9 protein-coding genes are annotated in these 17,329 nt (G+C 57.1%); 3 read left to right on the forward strand and 6 right to left on the reverse strand.

Going from position 1 to position 17,329, the window contains the following annotated elements; all coding sequences use genetic code 11:
• Positions 1–219: 219 nt before the first annotated feature.
• The 3 genes from ASG35_RS32860 to ASG35_RS26015 all read right to left on the reverse strand — a co-directional run bounded on the left by ASG35_RS32860 (position 220) and on the right by ASG35_RS26015 (position 11,595).
• Complete coding sequence (locus tag ASG35_RS32860; protein WP_082508616.1) at positions 220–4,188, reverse strand: YadA-like family protein; 3,969 nt, start codon at positions 4,186–4,188, stop codon at positions 220–222.
• A gap of 836 nt (positions 4,189–5,024) precedes the next feature.
• Entirely contained in the window at positions 5,025–8,975 is a 3,951-nt protein-coding gene (locus ASG35_RS26005; protein WP_056364398.1) for an ESPR-type extended signal peptide-containing protein, read from the reverse strand.
• 340 nt (positions 8,976–9,315) lie between these two features.
• Entirely contained in the window at positions 9,316–11,595 is a 2,280-nt protein-coding gene (locus tag ASG35_RS26015) for an NADP-dependent malic enzyme (protein ID WP_056364402.1), read from the reverse strand.
• A 381-nt stretch (positions 11,596–11,976) separates the two neighbouring features.
• Here ASG35_RS26015 and ASG35_RS26020 point away from each other — a divergent pair, with 381 nt between their 5' ends.
• Complete coding sequence (locus ASG35_RS26020) at positions 11,977–12,663, forward strand: orotate phosphoribosyltransferase (RefSeq protein ID WP_056364404.1); 687 nt, start codon at positions 11,977–11,979, stop codon at positions 12,661–12,663.
• Positions 12,664–12,747: 84 nt separating this feature from the next.
• Here the strand turns inward: ASG35_RS26020 and ASG35_RS26025 are convergent, their stop codons facing one another.
• A complete protein-coding gene (locus tag ASG35_RS26025) occupies positions 12,748–13,455 on the reverse strand; it encodes a response regulator (RefSeq protein ID WP_056364407.1) in 708 nt (235 codons plus the stop codon).
• 369 nt (positions 13,456–13,824) lie between these two features.
• Here ASG35_RS26025 and ASG35_RS26030 point away from each other — a divergent pair, with 369 nt between their 5' ends.
• On the forward strand, positions 13,825–14,379 hold the full coding sequence (locus ASG35_RS26030; protein ID WP_056364409.1) for a YbhB/YbcL family Raf kinase inhibitor-like protein: 555 nt from the start codon (positions 13,825–13,827) through the stop codon (positions 14,377–14,379).
• A 95-nt stretch (positions 14,380–14,474) separates the two neighbouring features.
• The gene (locus ASG35_RS26035; RefSeq protein ID WP_056364411.1) at positions 14,475–15,041 is read left to right on the forward strand and encodes a flavodoxin family protein; all 567 of its coding nucleotides are present in this window, start codon (positions 14,475–14,477) and stop codon (positions 15,039–15,041) included.
• 91 nt (positions 15,042–15,132) lie between these two features.
• Here the strand turns inward: ASG35_RS26035 and ASG35_RS26040 are convergent, their stop codons facing one another.
• Entirely contained in the window at positions 15,133–15,960 is an 828-nt protein-coding gene (locus tag ASG35_RS26040; protein ID WP_056364413.1) for an OmpW/AlkL family protein, read from the reverse strand.
• Positions 15,961–16,055: 95 nt separating this feature from the next.
• On the reverse strand, positions 16,056–17,306 hold the full coding sequence (locus ASG35_RS26045; protein WP_056364675.1) for a DUF2957 domain-containing protein: 1,251 nt from the start codon (positions 17,304–17,306) through the stop codon (positions 16,056–16,058).
• Between the last annotated feature and the right edge of the window lie 23 nt (positions 17,307–17,329).

Consider the following 17,329-nt stretch of genomic DNA (forward strand, 5'->3'; position numbering starts at 1 on the left):
ACCCCTTGCGTGAGTATTAATATAAGCGTCGCGTGTTCTTTCTAATTTAAGATAAATCTTGGATTATCTGTAAACACACTGATTCAATAATCCGGAAGTTTCTATAAATCAAAAGCACCCAACCAAAACTTGATTGGGTGCTGCAAACGGATATCTTTTTGTGCGGTAAGCCGGACTGAATGCATTACACCGGAATAACCAGGATGTTTTAATCCAGCGTCAGAACTCGTAGCCAACTTGCGCGCGCATGCCGGCGTCGCCATTACCTGTCAGCGACACTGCGCCATTCACCAGCCATTTCCCGTCGCCTGAACGGTAGGTCGCGCCCGCGCCGAACGCGCCGTAGCCTTTGAAGTTGCCCACGCCCGCCGCCATGACCGTCTTCCCGGGTGCGCTCGGCATCAGGTTAGGCATTGCCATCGCCGCAGCCACGCCGCTGAACGCCGCTCGTTGCAACGACCTCATGTCCGATCCAACGTCGTCGCGCAACTTGTTCAACTGGTTCACGTTGGCGGCGTCGGTGCCTTTCGTGCCGGCGGCAACGTTGGTCACTCGGCGCTCGTTATCGGCCGAACCCACCGATACCGTGTTGGGATCGTCGGCCACCGAATGCGCGCCAATAGCAATCGAGTTATTGCCGGCGGCCTGGGCGTTCGAGCCTATCGCGATGGAATCCTGACCCGATGCCGAAGGCTTGGAACCGCTATCTGTCGGCGAATTGACCATCACGAACTCGAGTCCCGCCGCCTGATATCCGGCGATCGCGTTTTCAGTCGCCGACAAACGACCGTTCGTTGTGTTGAGCTGCGCGCCGTTGATGGCGTCGGTGCTGGACGTTGAAAGCTCGCCGGCCGCCACATTCGATAACCTCACCGGCGCTGAAGCCATATTAAATCCACCGAGCGTCACCTGATCGCGATCGGCCGAATCGTAGACAAGCGCGTTCCGGTTGACCGGCGTGGGATTTGTGGTCGCAGGATCGGGATTTGGACTCGGGTTTGGATTTGGATTCGGATCCGGATTTGGATTCGGCGTGGAACCTGAGCCGCTCGCGAGCGTGCCCAGGATTCCTGCGATATCGGAACTATTCTGCGTCACGCGGCCGTCGAGGTTGCCTATTGCAGAGCCGACGTCATGCACTTCGGCGCCGCCAACCTTGTACGTAGGTGCGAGCAGCGCGCCCATTGCATTCACGCTTGCTCCGCCGCCGAGCATCGCGGCCATGCGCGTCGATGTATCGAACAATTGCGATCCATTGATCGCTTCCATGCTCGTTGGCGTCAACGCGCCTGCCTTCACGTTCCCGATGATCGTGCCATCCGTTCCGCCCAGCGTGATGGTGTCTTTCAGCGTGTCGTCGTAGGCCACGAACGCGTTCGAAACCGCGCCGTCCGAGCCGATGACCAGCCCCGCCGCGTTCAACTGCGCGACGTTGACGGCATCGCTCTGCTCGACACCTGCCTTCACGTTTCCGATAATCGTGCCGGCCGAACCGCCAAGCTTGATGGTGTCTTTGTTTGTGTCGTCATAAGCGACGAATGCGTTGGTGATCGTGCCGCTTTCATCGGTTGTCATGCCAAGTGCGGTCAATTGCGACACGTTCACGGCGTCCGTCGATGATGTACCCGCCTTCAAGTTCACGATCTGGCGTTCGGACCCCGCAGCACCAACGGAGACGGTATTAAAGCGATCAGCCACCGAGTTATATCCCAACGCAACACTTCCGCCGGCGGTGACAAGCGCGTTTCCGCCAATCGCCACAGCGTGGTCGGTGCTCGCAGTCGAGCCGGATCCAAATGCCACTGCACTGTATCCGACGGCCTTGGTATCGATGCCGACTGCGACTGAAGCTCCAACGCTCGCAAGACTGTTTGCTCCGATTGCTACTGAGTAGTTGCTATTGGCGGTGGCGCCTGAACCGAAGACGGACGATGCGGAATAACCGACAGCATTACTGCCCACGACTGTCGTCGCGATTGGCGAAGTGTTACCGATTACGGTCGCATTCGTACCAATTGCTATGTGATTGCTCCCTCCTACAGGAAGTTCTTGAACTTTAGCTCGCGAACCTATGGCTATTGAACTTGTTGCATTCACAATACTTGCGTTATCCGACCCATTTCCAGCGCCCGTCACTTTCATATAAGCGGAATTGGTTACGCTCGTACCGTCCGTCAATGCGAATAATTGCGAGCCGTTCACTGCGTCCATGCTCGTTGCCGAAAGTATTCCCGCTGCTACGTTCGAAAGCTTGGTACCCGCCGTGCCGCCAAGTTTGATGGTGTTTTTGTTTGTGTCGTCATAGGCGACGAATGCGTTGGTGATCGTGCCGCTTTCATCGGTTGTCATGCCAAGTGCGGTCAATTGCGATACGTTCACGGCATCGGTCGATGATGTACCCGCCTTCAAGTTCACGATCTGGCGTTCGGACCCTGCAGCACCAACGGAGACAGTGTTATAGCGATCGGCCACCGAGTTAGTTCCTAACGCAACACTGCTGGGGGCAGTGGCGTTTGCCTGTCCGCCAATCGCTGTGGCGAAGTCGTTGCTCGCTTTCGAGGTGGCTCCGATTGCCAACGAACTGTATCCGACTGATTGGGCACCGGAGCCGACCGCGGTTGCACCTCCAACGCTCGCAAGACTATTTGCTCCGATCGCCACTGAGTAGGTGCTATTGGCAGATGCGCCCGAACCGAAGGCAGACGATGCGCCCTTGGCCAAAGCGTTGCTTCCGACGACTGTTGTCGCGGTTACCTCATTAGCGTTACCCAATGCAGTTGCATTCGTACCGATAGCTATATGATTGGCCCCTCCTTTCGGATCTTCTTGAATGTTAGCTCGCGAGCCAATGGCTATTGAATTTACTGCATTCACAATACTTGCGTTATCCGACCCGTTTCCTGCCCCCATCACTCTCATATAGGCGGAATTAGTTACGCTCGTACCATCCGTCAATGCGAATAATTGCGAGCCGTTCACTGCGTCCATGCTCGTTGCCGAAAGTATTCCCGCTGCTACGTTCGAAAGCTTGGTACCCGCCGTGCCACCAAGTTTGATGGTGTTTTTATTCGCGCTGTCATACGCAACGAAGGCATTGGTGATTGTGCCGCCCGCGTCGGTTGTCATGCCGAGCGCTTTCAACTGCGCCATGTTCACGGCGTCGGTCAATGATGTACCGGCTTTTACGTTCACGATCTGGCTTTCCGCGCCGGCCGAACCCACGGAGACGGTGCTTACCCGGTCAGCGACTGCGAAGTTACCAAGTGCAACTGCCTTATTGGCACTGGCGGTCGCTTTCGTTCCCAGCGCTATCGAATAAGCTCCAACGGCGGTACTCGCATTTCCAACAGCCACCGAACTTGTTCCTGAGGCACTGCTAGTGTCACCCAATGCAATTGCGCTGTTGCCGGACGCACTAGCGTAAGGGCCTATTGCCGTACCGTTCATCGCTCTAGCGTAATTACCAATCGCGGTACCCCACGCCGTCGACGACGAGTATCCGATCGCGACGCCCGAACTCGCGCCTTCTCCGCCTGCTGCTTCAGAGAGCACTCCCATTGCGACGCCATTAAGAGCTGCTACAGATCCACGTCCAATGGCAATTGCGTTTGCACCTTGGGCAATCGCAGCATCGGTCTCATATCGGCCATTTACCGGGGTGGCAGTACCGAGCGGACCGCCGAACGCCATATCCGCGGCACTGCTCGCCTGCAAAAGGCCTGCGCCGAGTAATTGCGAACCGTTGTTTGTATCCGCGGTGCTTCCTAATAAGCGTGTAGCCTTGACACTAGACGCACCCGTTCCGGCCACACTGCCCATAGTAGTGGTGGTTTGCATTGGGTTCTCCGGCGCCGTCGCTAGAGTCGTCACGTCGTCAGTTGAATCGGACACTTGAACCGACACATCCGCCTGCGCTGTATTAACCTGGCTCACAGCCCCTTGCAATGCGGAACCCTGGCTATTCGCCGAGTCCGGTGCCTCAAACTGGTAACTCATCGACGACGTCGTCTCATTCGCGAGAGCGTTAGCCGATGATCCCATCGCTACCGCTGCGCTTACAGCCAGTGAAGCTGACGCCAACGACGCCTGTACTCTTTTTACCAACGACTTTCCGCCTTTTGCATTTTCTCCGACGGCGACACTCGTTTTAGTCGAGTCATTATTTTTAGACCTATGAATTCGATTCATAATTGATATGCTTTCCTAATAAAATATTCAGCTTTTGGTGCGCAGGCCAACTCAAAAGGTTCTGAATCGGTATCCCACCTGGCCGTTTCAAATGCTCGAAAAAACGTGCTCGGAGATTCACAGGTCGCCCGATTCATGCGACTCATTACCAATAGACGAGGAGCAGAGAAAGACGATGCGCGTGGCGTCCAATCTGTTCTATCTCGCTTCAGAACGTACTGTATTAGGACAACGCCCTGTATCGCATAGGCGCGTTCTTATAAGAACGAACGCGTATGGAAACGGACTATTCGATGTTTCGTGATCGAGGCGAAAGAAATTGACTGTGTTCTGCGATGAATCGCGCGACGCTAATTGGGATTCGAGGTGCGCGATTATTGGAGTATTTCTTGGATACGCATCAGGACGCTGCGTGCATCTGACGCCGATGACGCCGATGACGCCGGTCATCGTCTCCACGATAACCCGGACGCGTGGAGCAGATCAGCAGCCACTACTTGAATAGACTGAGTCGCTACCCGATTCGATGTTCGGGAACCGTTAGAGCTTCAGTTTTTCATCCGGATTTTTATGGATCGACGCAAGAAATAACGGAGCGATCTGGATGCTTCGGTCTGGATGGTTGGTCACGCATTGCGCGCGAACCTAAATGTGAGCTGAGAAAGTCGTCAGCCGAAGCTGCGCTTGGTCCCAACGCATAGTTGAGCGGATTTCGAGCATCGCTCTGAGCGGATGCAAGGGATGCATCGAACAAAAAAGGGTGATCCGACTCCGGATCACCCTTTGCATTACGTCGCTTTATTGCGCGCGCCAACTGCAGCGCGCGAACTCAGACCTTAGAACTCGTAGCCAACCTGAGCGCGTGCGCCTGTATCGCCATGAGGTGTCACCGACAACGCGCCGTTGATCAGCCAGTTACCGTCACGTGAACGATACGTGGCGCCAGCACCAACCGCACCGTAGCCCTTGTAGTTCGCCACGCCGACTGCGACCAACGTCTTGCCGGGTTCGCGCGGCGAGAGACTCGGCATTGCCATGGCTGAAGCTACGCCACCGAACGCGCTGCGTTGCAACGCCGTAATGTTCTGGCCAACTTCATTACGCAGATCGTTGACCTGATTCATATTGGCTGCGTCCGTACCACTTTGCCCAGCGGCCACGTTGGTTACGCGACGTTCGTTACCCGCCGATCCAACCGATGCCGTGTTGTCTTCGCTAGCGACGGAGTTCGCACCCAGTGCTATCGAGTTATTCCCGGAGGCATGCGCATTTGCGCCGATTGCAACAGCGTCTGTACCTGTCGCCGTCGGCGCAGGAGCCGTCGCGACCGATGAGTTGATTGCAATGAACGGACTTCCCGTACCGGAAATGTTGTTAACAACATTCTCAAATGAATCGACGCGCGCATTGGTTGCGTTCAACTGCGCACCGTTCACTGCGTCGGTGCTGGTCGCCGACAGTTCTCCGGCCTTCACGTTGCTCAACTGAACCGCATTTTCGTTGGTACCGTCTGCCGCCGCAGTGCCACCGAGCGTGACCTTGTCATGGGCGTCGGAGTCATAGGTGACGGCATTCTTGGTCGCATTGCCAATGTTCGTGATGTCGGTCGTATTCTGCGCCGTGCGTGCGTCGAGGTTGCTGATGGCCGTGCCCACGTCGTGAACATCCGTGCCGCCGACCGTGTAGGTCGGTGCCGTAATGCCGCCGTTGGCATCGACGCCCGCGCCACCGCCCAATGCCGCCGCAGTCGATGCCGCCGTGTTGTACAACTGCGAGCCGTTGATTGCTTCGTCGCTGGCGGCCGAAACGCTGCCTGCGGTTACGCCCGTGATCTTGCGTGAGCCGGTCGTGCTGGAGACGTTGATCTCATTGCCACCAACGCTTCCTCCAATAGAGATCGTTCCCGTGGCTGCATCCTGCGATACATATGCGTCGCCGCCGTTGACGATGTTATTGATGGTCTTGTTGATATTCTTGATATCGGACGCGTTCTGATTCGTTTTTGCGTCGACTTCAAAAAGCTGCGCGCCATTGACTGCTTCGGTACTGTCCGCAGTCATCGCTCCGCGTGCCACACCCGAGATCGTCACCTGGCCGCCGGCGGTACTGACCAACGCGATCTTGTCGTGTGCGGGAGACGCGTAGTTGACCGAGTCAGCGAACGCCGGCATGTTCTGCGTCGCCTCGAAAAGTTGCGAACCGTTGACTGCGTCCTTGCTGGTTGCCGAGACTTCGCCGTTTGCAACGTTGTGAATCACCGTGCCATTCCCGCCCTTGAGCGTGACGGAATCCATCGATGTATTGTTGTCGTATGCAACGAATGCGTTCGTCACCTGCCCGCTCGTGTCGATATTGAAGCCCGCGTCCGTCAACTGTTTGACGTTCACTGCGTCTTTTTCTTCGACGCCCGCGGCAACATTATGAATTGTTGTACCGTTAGTGCCGCCTAGCAACGAGACCGAATCCTTGGACGTGTTGTCGTCATACGCGACGAACGCGTTCGTGACCACCCCGCTCGTGTCAATGTTGAAACCAGCGTCCGTCAACTGTTTGACGTTCACCGCATCTTTTTCTTCAACGCCTGCGGCGACATTATGAATCGTTGTACCGTTAGTGCCGCCTAGCAACGAGACCGAATCCTTGGACGTGTTGTCGTCATACGCGACGAATGCGTTCGTCACCGCGCCGGTTGAATCGACAACGACGCCTGCGTCCTTCAACTGCTTCAGGTTCACAGCGTCCATGTCCACAGCGCCCGCTGCAACGTTGTGAATCACCGTGCCGCCGTTCGTTCCCAACAGCGAGACTGAATCTCGTGTGGTGCCATCGTAGGCGACGAACGCGTTCGTCACCGTGCCGGTTGAATCGACAACGACGCCTGCGTCCTTCAACTGCTTCAGGTTCACGGCATCCATGTCCACAGCGCCCGCTGCAACGTTGTGAATCACCGTGCCGCCGTTCGTGCCTAACAGCGAGACTGAATCTTTTGTCGTGCCATCGTAGGCGACGAATGCGTTTGTCACCGTGCCGGTTGAATCAACAACAGCGCCAGCGTCCGTCAACTGCTTGACGTTGACTGCGTCTTTTTCGGCAGTACCTGCTGCCACGTTATGAATCTGCGTGCCAGCCGTGCCCTTCAGCGACACGGAATCTTTTGTGGTGCCGTCGTACGCAACGAACGCATTCGTCACCTTGCCCGTTGAGTCCACAACGGCGCCCGCATCGGTCAATTGCTTCACGTTCACAGCATCTTGCGCGTCAACGCCCGCCGCCACGTTTTTGACTTTCGTTCCACCAGAACCGCCAAGCGAAACGGTGCTTTCGGTTTTGTCGGTGTACGCAACGAACGAGTTTGTCACCTGGCCCGTTGAGTCCACAACGGCGCCTGCGTCGGTCAATTGCTTCACGTTCACAGCATCTTGCGCGTCGACGCCCGCCGCGACGTTTTTGACTTTCGTTCCACCAGAACCGCCAAGCGAAACGGTGCTTTCGGTCTTGTCGGTGTACGCGACGAACGAGTTGGTCACCTGGCCCGTTGAATCTACAACCGCGCCTGCATCGGTCAATTGCTTCACGTTCACAGCATCTTGCGCGTCAACGCCCGCCGCGACGTTTTTGACTTTCGTTCCACCTGAACCGCCAAGCGAAACGGTGCTTTCGGTCTTGTCGGTGTAGGCAACGAACGCATTCGTCACAACACCTGTCGAGTCCACGATCAAACCAGCGTCGGTCAATTGCTTGAAGTTGACGGCGTCAGTAGCCGCAGATGCAGCAGCGAGATTATGGATCTGCGTGCCATTGCTGCCGGCGAGCGTGATGGAACTGGAGACGCCGTCGTACATGACGGCGTTCTGCAGACGCGTGTCCAGCGCACTGATTGCCTGACCGACGCCTTGCTGATCCGATCCGTTCACGGAATACGTGGGGGTTGTTATCGAGCCGTCTGTGTTGATTTCCGCTCCGCCACCCAAACCGTCCACAATATTTTGGACTTGCGACACGTTGACGGCATCAGTTGCTTTCGTGCCGCTCGTCACTTGCGTGATCACCCGTGTCGTACCGTTCCCGCCAACCGAGAACGAATTGACCCGGTTTGCAACTGCGTTAGCACCGATTGCCACCGAATTCAACGCCTGTACGGACGCATTGGATCCAATCGCGACGCCCGCTGTGGCTGCATTTTGTGTGTTGGTAACGCTGGACTTGCTACCAATGGCTACAGACGATGGCGCTGCACTTACCGTTCCGGAGATATTCACGGAATCAGGCGAAGCCGATGTCTTGATCCCGGCATAGGGATTGAAGGAAAACGAGTTTGCCGATGTCTGAACCGAGCCGCCAGCAGGTGCGAAAAATACTGACGCGCTCGAACCGGCATCAATAGAAGCGACCGGTACTTGGCCAGTTGTTCCGGCCGGCACTCCCGCGTTACCCATCAAAATGGAATTGGCGGCAGCATTCGAAACGCTTCCGCCAATGCTGATGGCGCCATCCGCGGTGCTAGCCGCTGTGTCGCCGATAGCAATTGCGTCCTTGGTTTTGCTCGTTGCCGTCGCGCCCGAGCCGATCGCGATGTCGGTCAAATTCGTTGCAGTGGCCGGACTCGCATTCGAGACCGATGTCCCATTTCCTGCAGCAAACGCCCCACCCGCCACGCCCAACCCAATCACCAACGCCACCGCCCGCGCCGCCTTACCGCCGCCCTTCCCGCGTCCACGACACAGTTCCGATGCTGCGACCCAAGCTCCCAGAGCTTCGCTCCAAATCGACTTAAAGACCTTGTTCATGCTGAATACCTGCAAAGAGTTGTGCGGAAAGTGTCTGACGCGAAACGAATATGAGAAACAATTCATGACGGCGATCAGGTATATGAAACGATCCGCGACTCTACTCAGCACCACTTGCCAATCGAATCAGATATGTCCGAATAAGGAGTTGCCGTTGTACGCACCACAACTTTCGCATCTCTTTAAAAAAATCGCTAAGTGCTCTTAACTTAAATACGCTAGATGTTTCGAGCCTAATTTGACGATAAAAAAAGCGGTGACCGAGATGCCCGGTCACCGCTTCACGGTAGGTGTCGCACATACTGGCGACGACTACCTACCTTTCCTGTTCAAAAGCGTGTTACTTCGAATTAGCCACTCGCGCATTCGCCGATGCCACCGCCGTCATGTTGATGATCCGCCGCACGGTCGCGGCCGGCGTGAGAATGTGCACTGGCTTGTCCGCGCCGAGCAGGAACGGCCCGACGGTCACGCCCTCGCCGCTCACCATCTTGAGCAAGTTGTACGTGATGTTCGCGGCTTCCACGTTCGGCATGATCAGCAGATTCGCTTCTCCGGTCAGCGTCGATGCAGGCATTGCCGCCTTCCGCACCATCTCGGAAAGCGCGGCATCGCCATGCATTTCGCCATCCACTTCAAGTTCCGGCGCACGTTCGGCGATCAGTTTGCGCGCCTCGGCCATGCGCTTCGATGAAGCCGTCGGCACGCTGCCGAAGTTCGAGTTCGACAGCAACGCCACCTTCGGCGCAATCCCGAATTTCTCGATTTCGCGCGCCGCCAGAATGGTCATATCGGCGAGTTGCGCGGGCGTTGGGATCTCGTTGACGTACGTATCGCTGATGAAGAGGTTGCGCCCTTGCAACATCAACAGGTTCATCGCCGCGAAGTTTTGTACGCCGTCAGCCTTGCCCAAAACCTGCTCGATGAATTTGAGATGATCGTGGTATGTATCGATCATGCCGCAGATCATGCCGTCGGCATCGCCAAGACGAACGAGCAGCGCGCCAATCAGCGTATTGAACTTGCGCAGCGCGGCCTTCGCGTTGTCCGGCGTCACGCCCTCGCGTGCAGCAATGTTGTGATATTCCTGCCAGCACTTCTGGTACCGCGGATCGTCTTCCGGATTCACGATCTCAAAATCAGTGCCGGGCTTCAACTTCGAGCCCATTTTCTGCAACCGCATTTCAACTACCGAAGGCCGGCCGATAATGATCGGCTTCGCAATCTTTTCCAGCAGCACGAATTGCGCGGCGCGCAGCACACGCTCGTCCTCGCCCTCGGCGAACACAATGCGCGCGGGCGCTGCCTTGGCCGCCGCGAACACCGGCCGCATGACCATGCCCGTTCGATAAACCGTCGTCCCGAGTTCCTCGCGATACGCGTCCATATCGTGAATGGGACGCGTGGCGACGCCCGAATCCATCGCGGCTTGCGCGACCGCCGGCGCAATCTTGATGATCAGACGCGGATCGAACGGTTTCGGAATCAGGTAATCCGGGCCAAATTCGAGTGAATGGCCTTCGTATGCTTTGGCGACTTCATCGCCTTGATCGGTCTCTTCGGCGAGTTCCGCGATCGCGCGCACGCACGCGAGTTTCATCTCTTCGGTGATCGTCGTCGCGCCCACGTCGAGCGCGCCGCGGAAGATGAACGGGAAGCACAGCACGTTGTTGACCTGGTTCGGATAGTCCGAACGGCCAGTTGCAATGATCGCGTCAGGACGCACTTTCTTCGCCTCTTCCGGGCGGATTTCCGGCTCCGGATTGGCGAGCGCCAGGATCAGCGGCTGCGTGCCCATGACCTTGACCATTTCCGGCTTGAGCACGCCGGCGCTCGAGCAGCCGAGAAAAACGTCGGCTTTGTCGATGGCGTCCGCGAGCGTGCGATCCGTGGTGTTCGCGGCGTAACGTTCCTTCGATGGATCCAGGTTGCCGCGCCCTTCGTAGATCACGCCTTTGGAATCGCAGACCAGAATGTTCGACTTCTTCAGTCCGAGGTGGACGAGCAAATCGAGACACGCAATCGCCGCCGCGCCCGCGCCCGAACACACGAGTTTCACTTCGTCCAGCTTCTTGCCGACCACTTTCAGGCCGTTCAAAATCGCCGCCGATGCAATGATCGCCGTGCCGTGCTGGTCGTCGTGAAAAACGGGAATCTTCATGCGCTCGCGCAGCTTCTTCTCTATGTAGAAGCACTCCGGCGCCTTGATGTCTTCCAGGTTGATGCCGCCGAGTGTGGGCTCGAGCATGGCGATGGCATCGACGAGTTTGTCCGGATCGGTCTCGGCAAGCTCGATATCGAACACGTCGATGCCAGCGAATTTCTTGAACAGACAACCCTTGCCTTCCATCACGGGCTTGGCGGCCAGCGGTCCAATGTTGCCAAGGCCCAGCACTGCGGTGCCGTTGGTCACCACGCCGACCAGATTGCCGCGCGACGTGTACTTCTGGGCATCGAGCGGTTCGTCGAAGATGGCCATGCAGGCAGCGGCCACGCCAGGCGAATAGGCCAGCGACAAATCGAGTTGGTTCGACAAGGGTTTGGTCGGCGTGACCGAGATCTTGCCGGGCTTCGGGTACTGGTGATATGCGAGGGCGCTGAGCTTCAGTTGTTCGTCCATGATTGGCCTGAGACGTTTAGGAAAGTGGAAAAGTGTGAAATCGTTCTTCGCGACAGACTCAGCGCCGGGTTCGCGCGCCTTTGTTGCGGGTCGTTGATTTCGGGCTGGCTGAGAGAATTCGTTGAGTCACGCGGCGTTCGCAGCCCACAGGAGAATCACTGTGCGCTCAAACCGCGCCTTAGCATTTTTCGGGGATAAATAGTGTACACCGCGAGATAATTTTGACGCAGAGCACCATTTTCGAAGGAAAGCGCGTCTGAGGCACTAAACGCATCGCATCGATTGCATGACGACCGGGCCAATTGTCATCATTCGCAACTTAACGAACGGGTAGTATCGGCGGCAGGTTCTCTCCAGCCACTCAACCGAAAGGACGTGCCCATGACAGGTATCGACCGCCAGACGATCTCGGATACGACCGCAAAAATGCTGCTCGAAGTCGAGGCCGTGCATTTCAACGCGGAAAAGCCGTACATCTTCACGTCGGGATGGGCGAGCCCGGTGTACATCGATTGCCGGAAGCTGATTTCCTATCCGCGCGTGCGCCGTGGCCTGATGGAAATGGCCGAAATCACCATCCTGCGCGACATAGGTTATGAACAAATCGATGCCATCGCGGGCGGCGAGACCGCCGGCATTCCGTTTGCAGCGTGGTTATCCGACCGGCTGACAGTGCCAATGCAGTACGTGCGCAAAATGCCGAAGGGCTTCGGACGGAATGCGCAGATTGAAGGTGTGCTGACTGAGGGTCAACGTGTGCTGCTGGTCGAGGACCTGACCACCGACAGCCGCAGCAAGATCAATTTCATCAGTGCGCTACGTTCGGCGGGCGCGAAAGTGAACCATTGTTTTGTGCTGTTTCATTACAATATTTTTCCAGAAAGCGTTTCGGTTCTGAAAGATATCGATGTGAAATTGCATGCGCTTGCAACCTGGTGGGATGTATTGCGCGTTGCCAAGGAAGCGGGTTATTTCGAGACAAAGACGCTGGAAGAGGTCGAGCAGTTTTTGCATTCACCGGCCGAATGGTCGGCGGCGCACGGTGGCGTGACGGCATCGCCGAAATAATCCGCGATTTCATATGTGCGATGAAACAAAAAATCCGCTTGCTGCAATCAACAAGCGGATTTTTTATTGTGATCGATTTAACGTTTATTTACTATCTACCGGTAAAACGTCGTCTAGATTTCCATCGCCGACATACGCCGACAGATTCAACAAACCATTGCTTTGGGCATATTGAAATAATTCCGAATCGCGTTCAATGCCCAGTTTACGCATAGCGGTATTTTTCTGCGTGCTGATTGTTTTGATGCTGCGTTTCAATTGCGCCGCGATTTCGGTAATCGTCATGCCGGATACAAATAAACGCACGACTTCCAGTTCACGCTTGGACAACACCACGTCGCGTTGCTGACCGCTCGCAGACAAACCCATGCTGTCGAGCGCCACCCTTACTGAAGGCCCAATGTACTCCTGCCCGCGCATGACGTGAACAATGGCGAGACCAATGTGACTCAGGTCGTCGGATTTATTGATCACCGCGGTCACGCCTACTTCACGTAGACGTTTCAGTAATGCGGGATTTTCGAGCATGGTCAACACGACAATGCGCACAGTCGGAAACTGCCGCCCTATATAACCCAGGAGTGGCATGCCGTCGCCATATTGGCCGCCCGGCATGGCGAGATCCGACACAACCACGTCGCATGGCGACTTTTGCAGCAACTGAATCAATTCCGTGGATTGACGCGCTTGCCCGACCACTTCAATTTCGGGAAATTTCAGTAATGCCTGCGCAGCGCCAAACAGAATGACAGGATGGTCATCGGCAATAATGACTTTTATCCGTTGACCCATTATTTACCCCTGGTTCGTAAATGGATAAATCCCTTGCGCATTATAGGCAATGTGCTCTTGTTCATTACGTTACCCCTTCAGCCCGGAGATGAAAATCCTAGCGAAACCTGAGTCAAACGGGTTGCCGCTTGCTGAGTTATGTGCCGAACATTTGAAAAATTTTGTCCTTTCGCGCAATGTTAAACTTGAATCCAGCATTAAGCCTATTTCTGAGACAAAATACATCGTTACAAAGGGTGAAACGCCAGTTCTGGCTACGCCCGAGACAGGAGAACTCGCACCATGCGCTTGGGGACCGGGCTTGTGGTTTGTGCTGTGTACCGCGTTGTTGGCTGCCGCGTTTTGCTCGGCCGAATCTCCCGCCGCTCAATGCTGTTTCCGTTTTTCTGCGCCGCGATGTTATCAAATGCGCCGCGTGCAGTCGCCGAAGTTGTTGCATCCGTTCCATTTACGTTGACAAGCGCCGACATCGTTGCAGACCAGCGCGCTCCGCTTTCGCTCGTTTTCAATCAGAACGACTGCAAGGGCGGCAATCGATCTCCTCAGCTTTCATGGCATAACGCGCCAGCCAACACGCAGAGTTTCGCGGTGACCATTTTCGATCCCGATGCACCCGGCCGCGGCTGGTGGCATTGGGCGGTGGCCGGCATTCCTGCGAGCGTCGAAAAGCTGCCGTCCAATGCCAGCGCCTCGGGATATCTGCGCAAGATCGGCGCGGTCGAATCACGCAATGATTTCGATATAGACGGCTACGCTGGACCTTGTCCGCCGCAAGGCAAACCACATCGGTACATCGTAACCGTCTACGCGCTCAACAGCGCCGACTTGCGGCTGCGTCAAAGCAGCCCCGCCCTGATGTTCGAGCACGAAATCCGCACCACGGCCTTGTCCAGCGCGCAACTCGTGGTGACTTACGGACGATGACCAGACACGCCGCAAGCGCATGCAATCGGCGGGAATTTGGCTTGATAGACTGATTCTCCGTTCAACCCGCGACGTAGCGTCGCAGAAGGAATGACATGCCGAAAATCGTCATCGTTTATCACAGTGGCTACGGTCACACGAAGAAAGCCGCCGAAGCGGTTCTGGCAGGCGCCTCCGACGCTGGCGCCGATGCCAAGCTGCTGACCGTTGGCGAACTGGACGACGCCGGCTGGGCCGAACTCGACGCCGCCGACGGCATTATCTTCGGCGCGCCAACCTACATGGGCGGCCCGTCGGCCGACTTCAAGAAATTCGCCGATGCCAGTTCCAAACCCTGGTTCGCGCAATCGTGGAAGGACAAGGTCGCTGCCGGCTTCACCAACTCGGCGACCATGAACGGCGACAAGCACTCGACCATTGCGTATTTCATCACGCTCGCCATGCAGCACAGCATGATCTGGGCGGGCACGGGCATGATGCCGTCGAACACGAAGGCCGCCACGCGCAACGACTTGAACTACGTTGGCGGGTTTTCTGGCTTGCTCACCCAATCTCCCGCCGATGCATCCCCTGACGAAGCGCCTCCGCCTGGCGACCTCGAAACGGCAAAAGCCTTTGGCGCGCGCATTGCGGCCGTCACGGCCCGCTGGACGGGAAAGTAGGCAAACCCACCGCCTGATTAAAGCAGCGGAAATTCGTCCCGCCGAATCGCGCCTAAATGGCATCGAATGATTCGCGGGACTGTCGATGCAATCAAAAACGATACGACACCGCCAGGAACGTGATCAACGGATCGGCGTTCAGCTTGCCTTTGGTCGTGGCGAGTTCGGTGCCGTCGGCCGCCTTGATGATCAGCGACGACGTCGTCTTCAACGGGATATACGTGAGCGACGCGATCAAACCCCAGTGTTTATCGAAATTGTAGGTCGCGCCAATGTTGAACACCGGCTGCCACGACGACGATGCCTTCGCGTCCACCGAAGTCTGTCCAGGCTTGCCCGCGGCCGCCGCCAGAACCGAGCCCAGATTGTTCTGCGTCGAATTGACGAAGCCGTTCGTGAGCTTGATGTTCGTGAAGAAGTTGTACGACACGCCAATGCCCGCAAACGGCCGGAACGCCGATGTCGGCGAATTGAAGTAGTACTGGAAAATCAGCGCCGGACTCCATTGCCGCACGCTCTTCACGATCGGATTGGTTTGATCGAGATTCTGATTGCCGAGCGCGCCCGCGGGTCCGGGCGGACGGATCGTGCCGTGACCATCGAGTTCGAACTCGGGCGGCACGCCGCCCACGAACGTCGTCGCGATGTGATCGGTGAAAAAGTGTGTGAAGACGAGGCCGAAGGTATCGGCGCTTTTCGTCGAAAGGCTCGTTCCCGCCGACGTAAATTGCGACGGCAAGCGCAGCGGCGTGTTGATCGGCACGGGCGCCACATGCGTGGTGAGTTCGCTGCTCGAATCCTGTGGCATCACGTGAAACCAGCCGAGACCCACGACGTTGTCGCCGGCGCTTTGCGCGTGCGCCGTCATTGAAGCGCACGCCCAGGCGCACCCGATCGCCGCTGCCAGAATTTTTCTCATTTCATCTCTCTTCGATTACAGGCCGTCACGCGTCACGCCGCTTTCAATGAAGCAGGCGTGCACGCGCGCAGCCCTTTTGGTGGGCTGCGGGACGGTCACTCGACGAATGAGCCGATGGTGAAATAGGGCGTTGCTGGATCGCTTTGATCGAGGTAACCGAACACGCCGCCCGAGAAAATGAACTTGCCGGTAGGCGTTGCGCCGGTCGATGCATTGACGACCGCGGACGTGACCAGACCCGGAATGGTCTGCGTGTAGTCGAGATTCAACGCGCGCGACAACGCAACCTGCGACGGCTGGAATGGATCGATGAGCGTGGCCTGCGTGCCGGCGAGCGCCGTCGTGCGGTAATTGAACTGGTTATCCACGCCAACGTATTCGCCATTCACCGATCCCGACGCAACATTGGTTTGCGGCGAGAGCATCGAGATGCCGGATTCGTCGTCGGCAAAAGGCGGAAAGCCGGTCGTGATCGTGGCGTTCGCCGTTCCCGCGCGAACCAGAATGGGCACGTTCGCGCCGCGCAGTTTGCCGACGATCATGTAGCCCTTGCCGAGCGGACCGGCGGCGAGCGTCGGCTTGCCTTGTCCGAGGAAGTTGCTGGTGACGAACGCGCCGCTGCCATCGGGCGATGGCGTGAAGTTCGATCCCGCCTGCTGGCACTTGCCGGCGTTCACGCCCGTGTTGTCGCACTCTTGCCAGGTGCCGTCGGCGTTGATGGTGATCTTCGAATCGACGGCAATACGCGCATAACTCTGCGACGGAACCTCGTGATAGCCAAGCTGGTTATACGATCCGGCCACGTTGGCGAGATTCGTTTCCAGCGTCGAGAAGCCGATAAACGGGTAATACGGGAACGTGCGATCCGGCACGACGCCCTGTCCCAAGATCCCATTGAACTGCAGCCGCTTGCCTGGAATCGCGCCGCCCGCCACGCCTTCGCCCACGAAGATGCGCGCGGGCCGCGTGGGATCGAGCGTCGCGCCATTCAGCTGGTACGCGCATTGATTGAGCTTCTGCGTGGGCAGGCCGGTTTCCATCGTGAGCGTGCCGCTTTGCGTGGTGCCGGCGCGCGTGGGAGAGACGGTGCCGGTCGCGGCGGGTATCGGCGATTCAATGTACGTTACTTGCCACGTGAGCTTGGTGGTATCGAGCTGCAGCTTGACGAGCTCGCCGTCGCCACCGCCGCCGGTGAAGTTCGTCGTGTAATCAAGCGATGCCGGGCACAAACGGACGACCGGCGCCTGGGGCGCATCGCTGCCGCCGCCGCACGCGCTCATCAAAAACGGCGTACCGCCCGCAATCAGCACAATTCCGCCCAAAGTTCTCCGCGTTTTCCAGTTCATGCTCATGCTGCTGTCTCCATCCA

Origin of the sequence: Burkholderia sp. Leaf177 (genome assembly GCF_001424345.1) — a bacterium.
Taxonomy (GTDB): domain Bacteria; phylum Pseudomonadota; class Gammaproteobacteria; order Burkholderiales; family Burkholderiaceae; genus Caballeronia.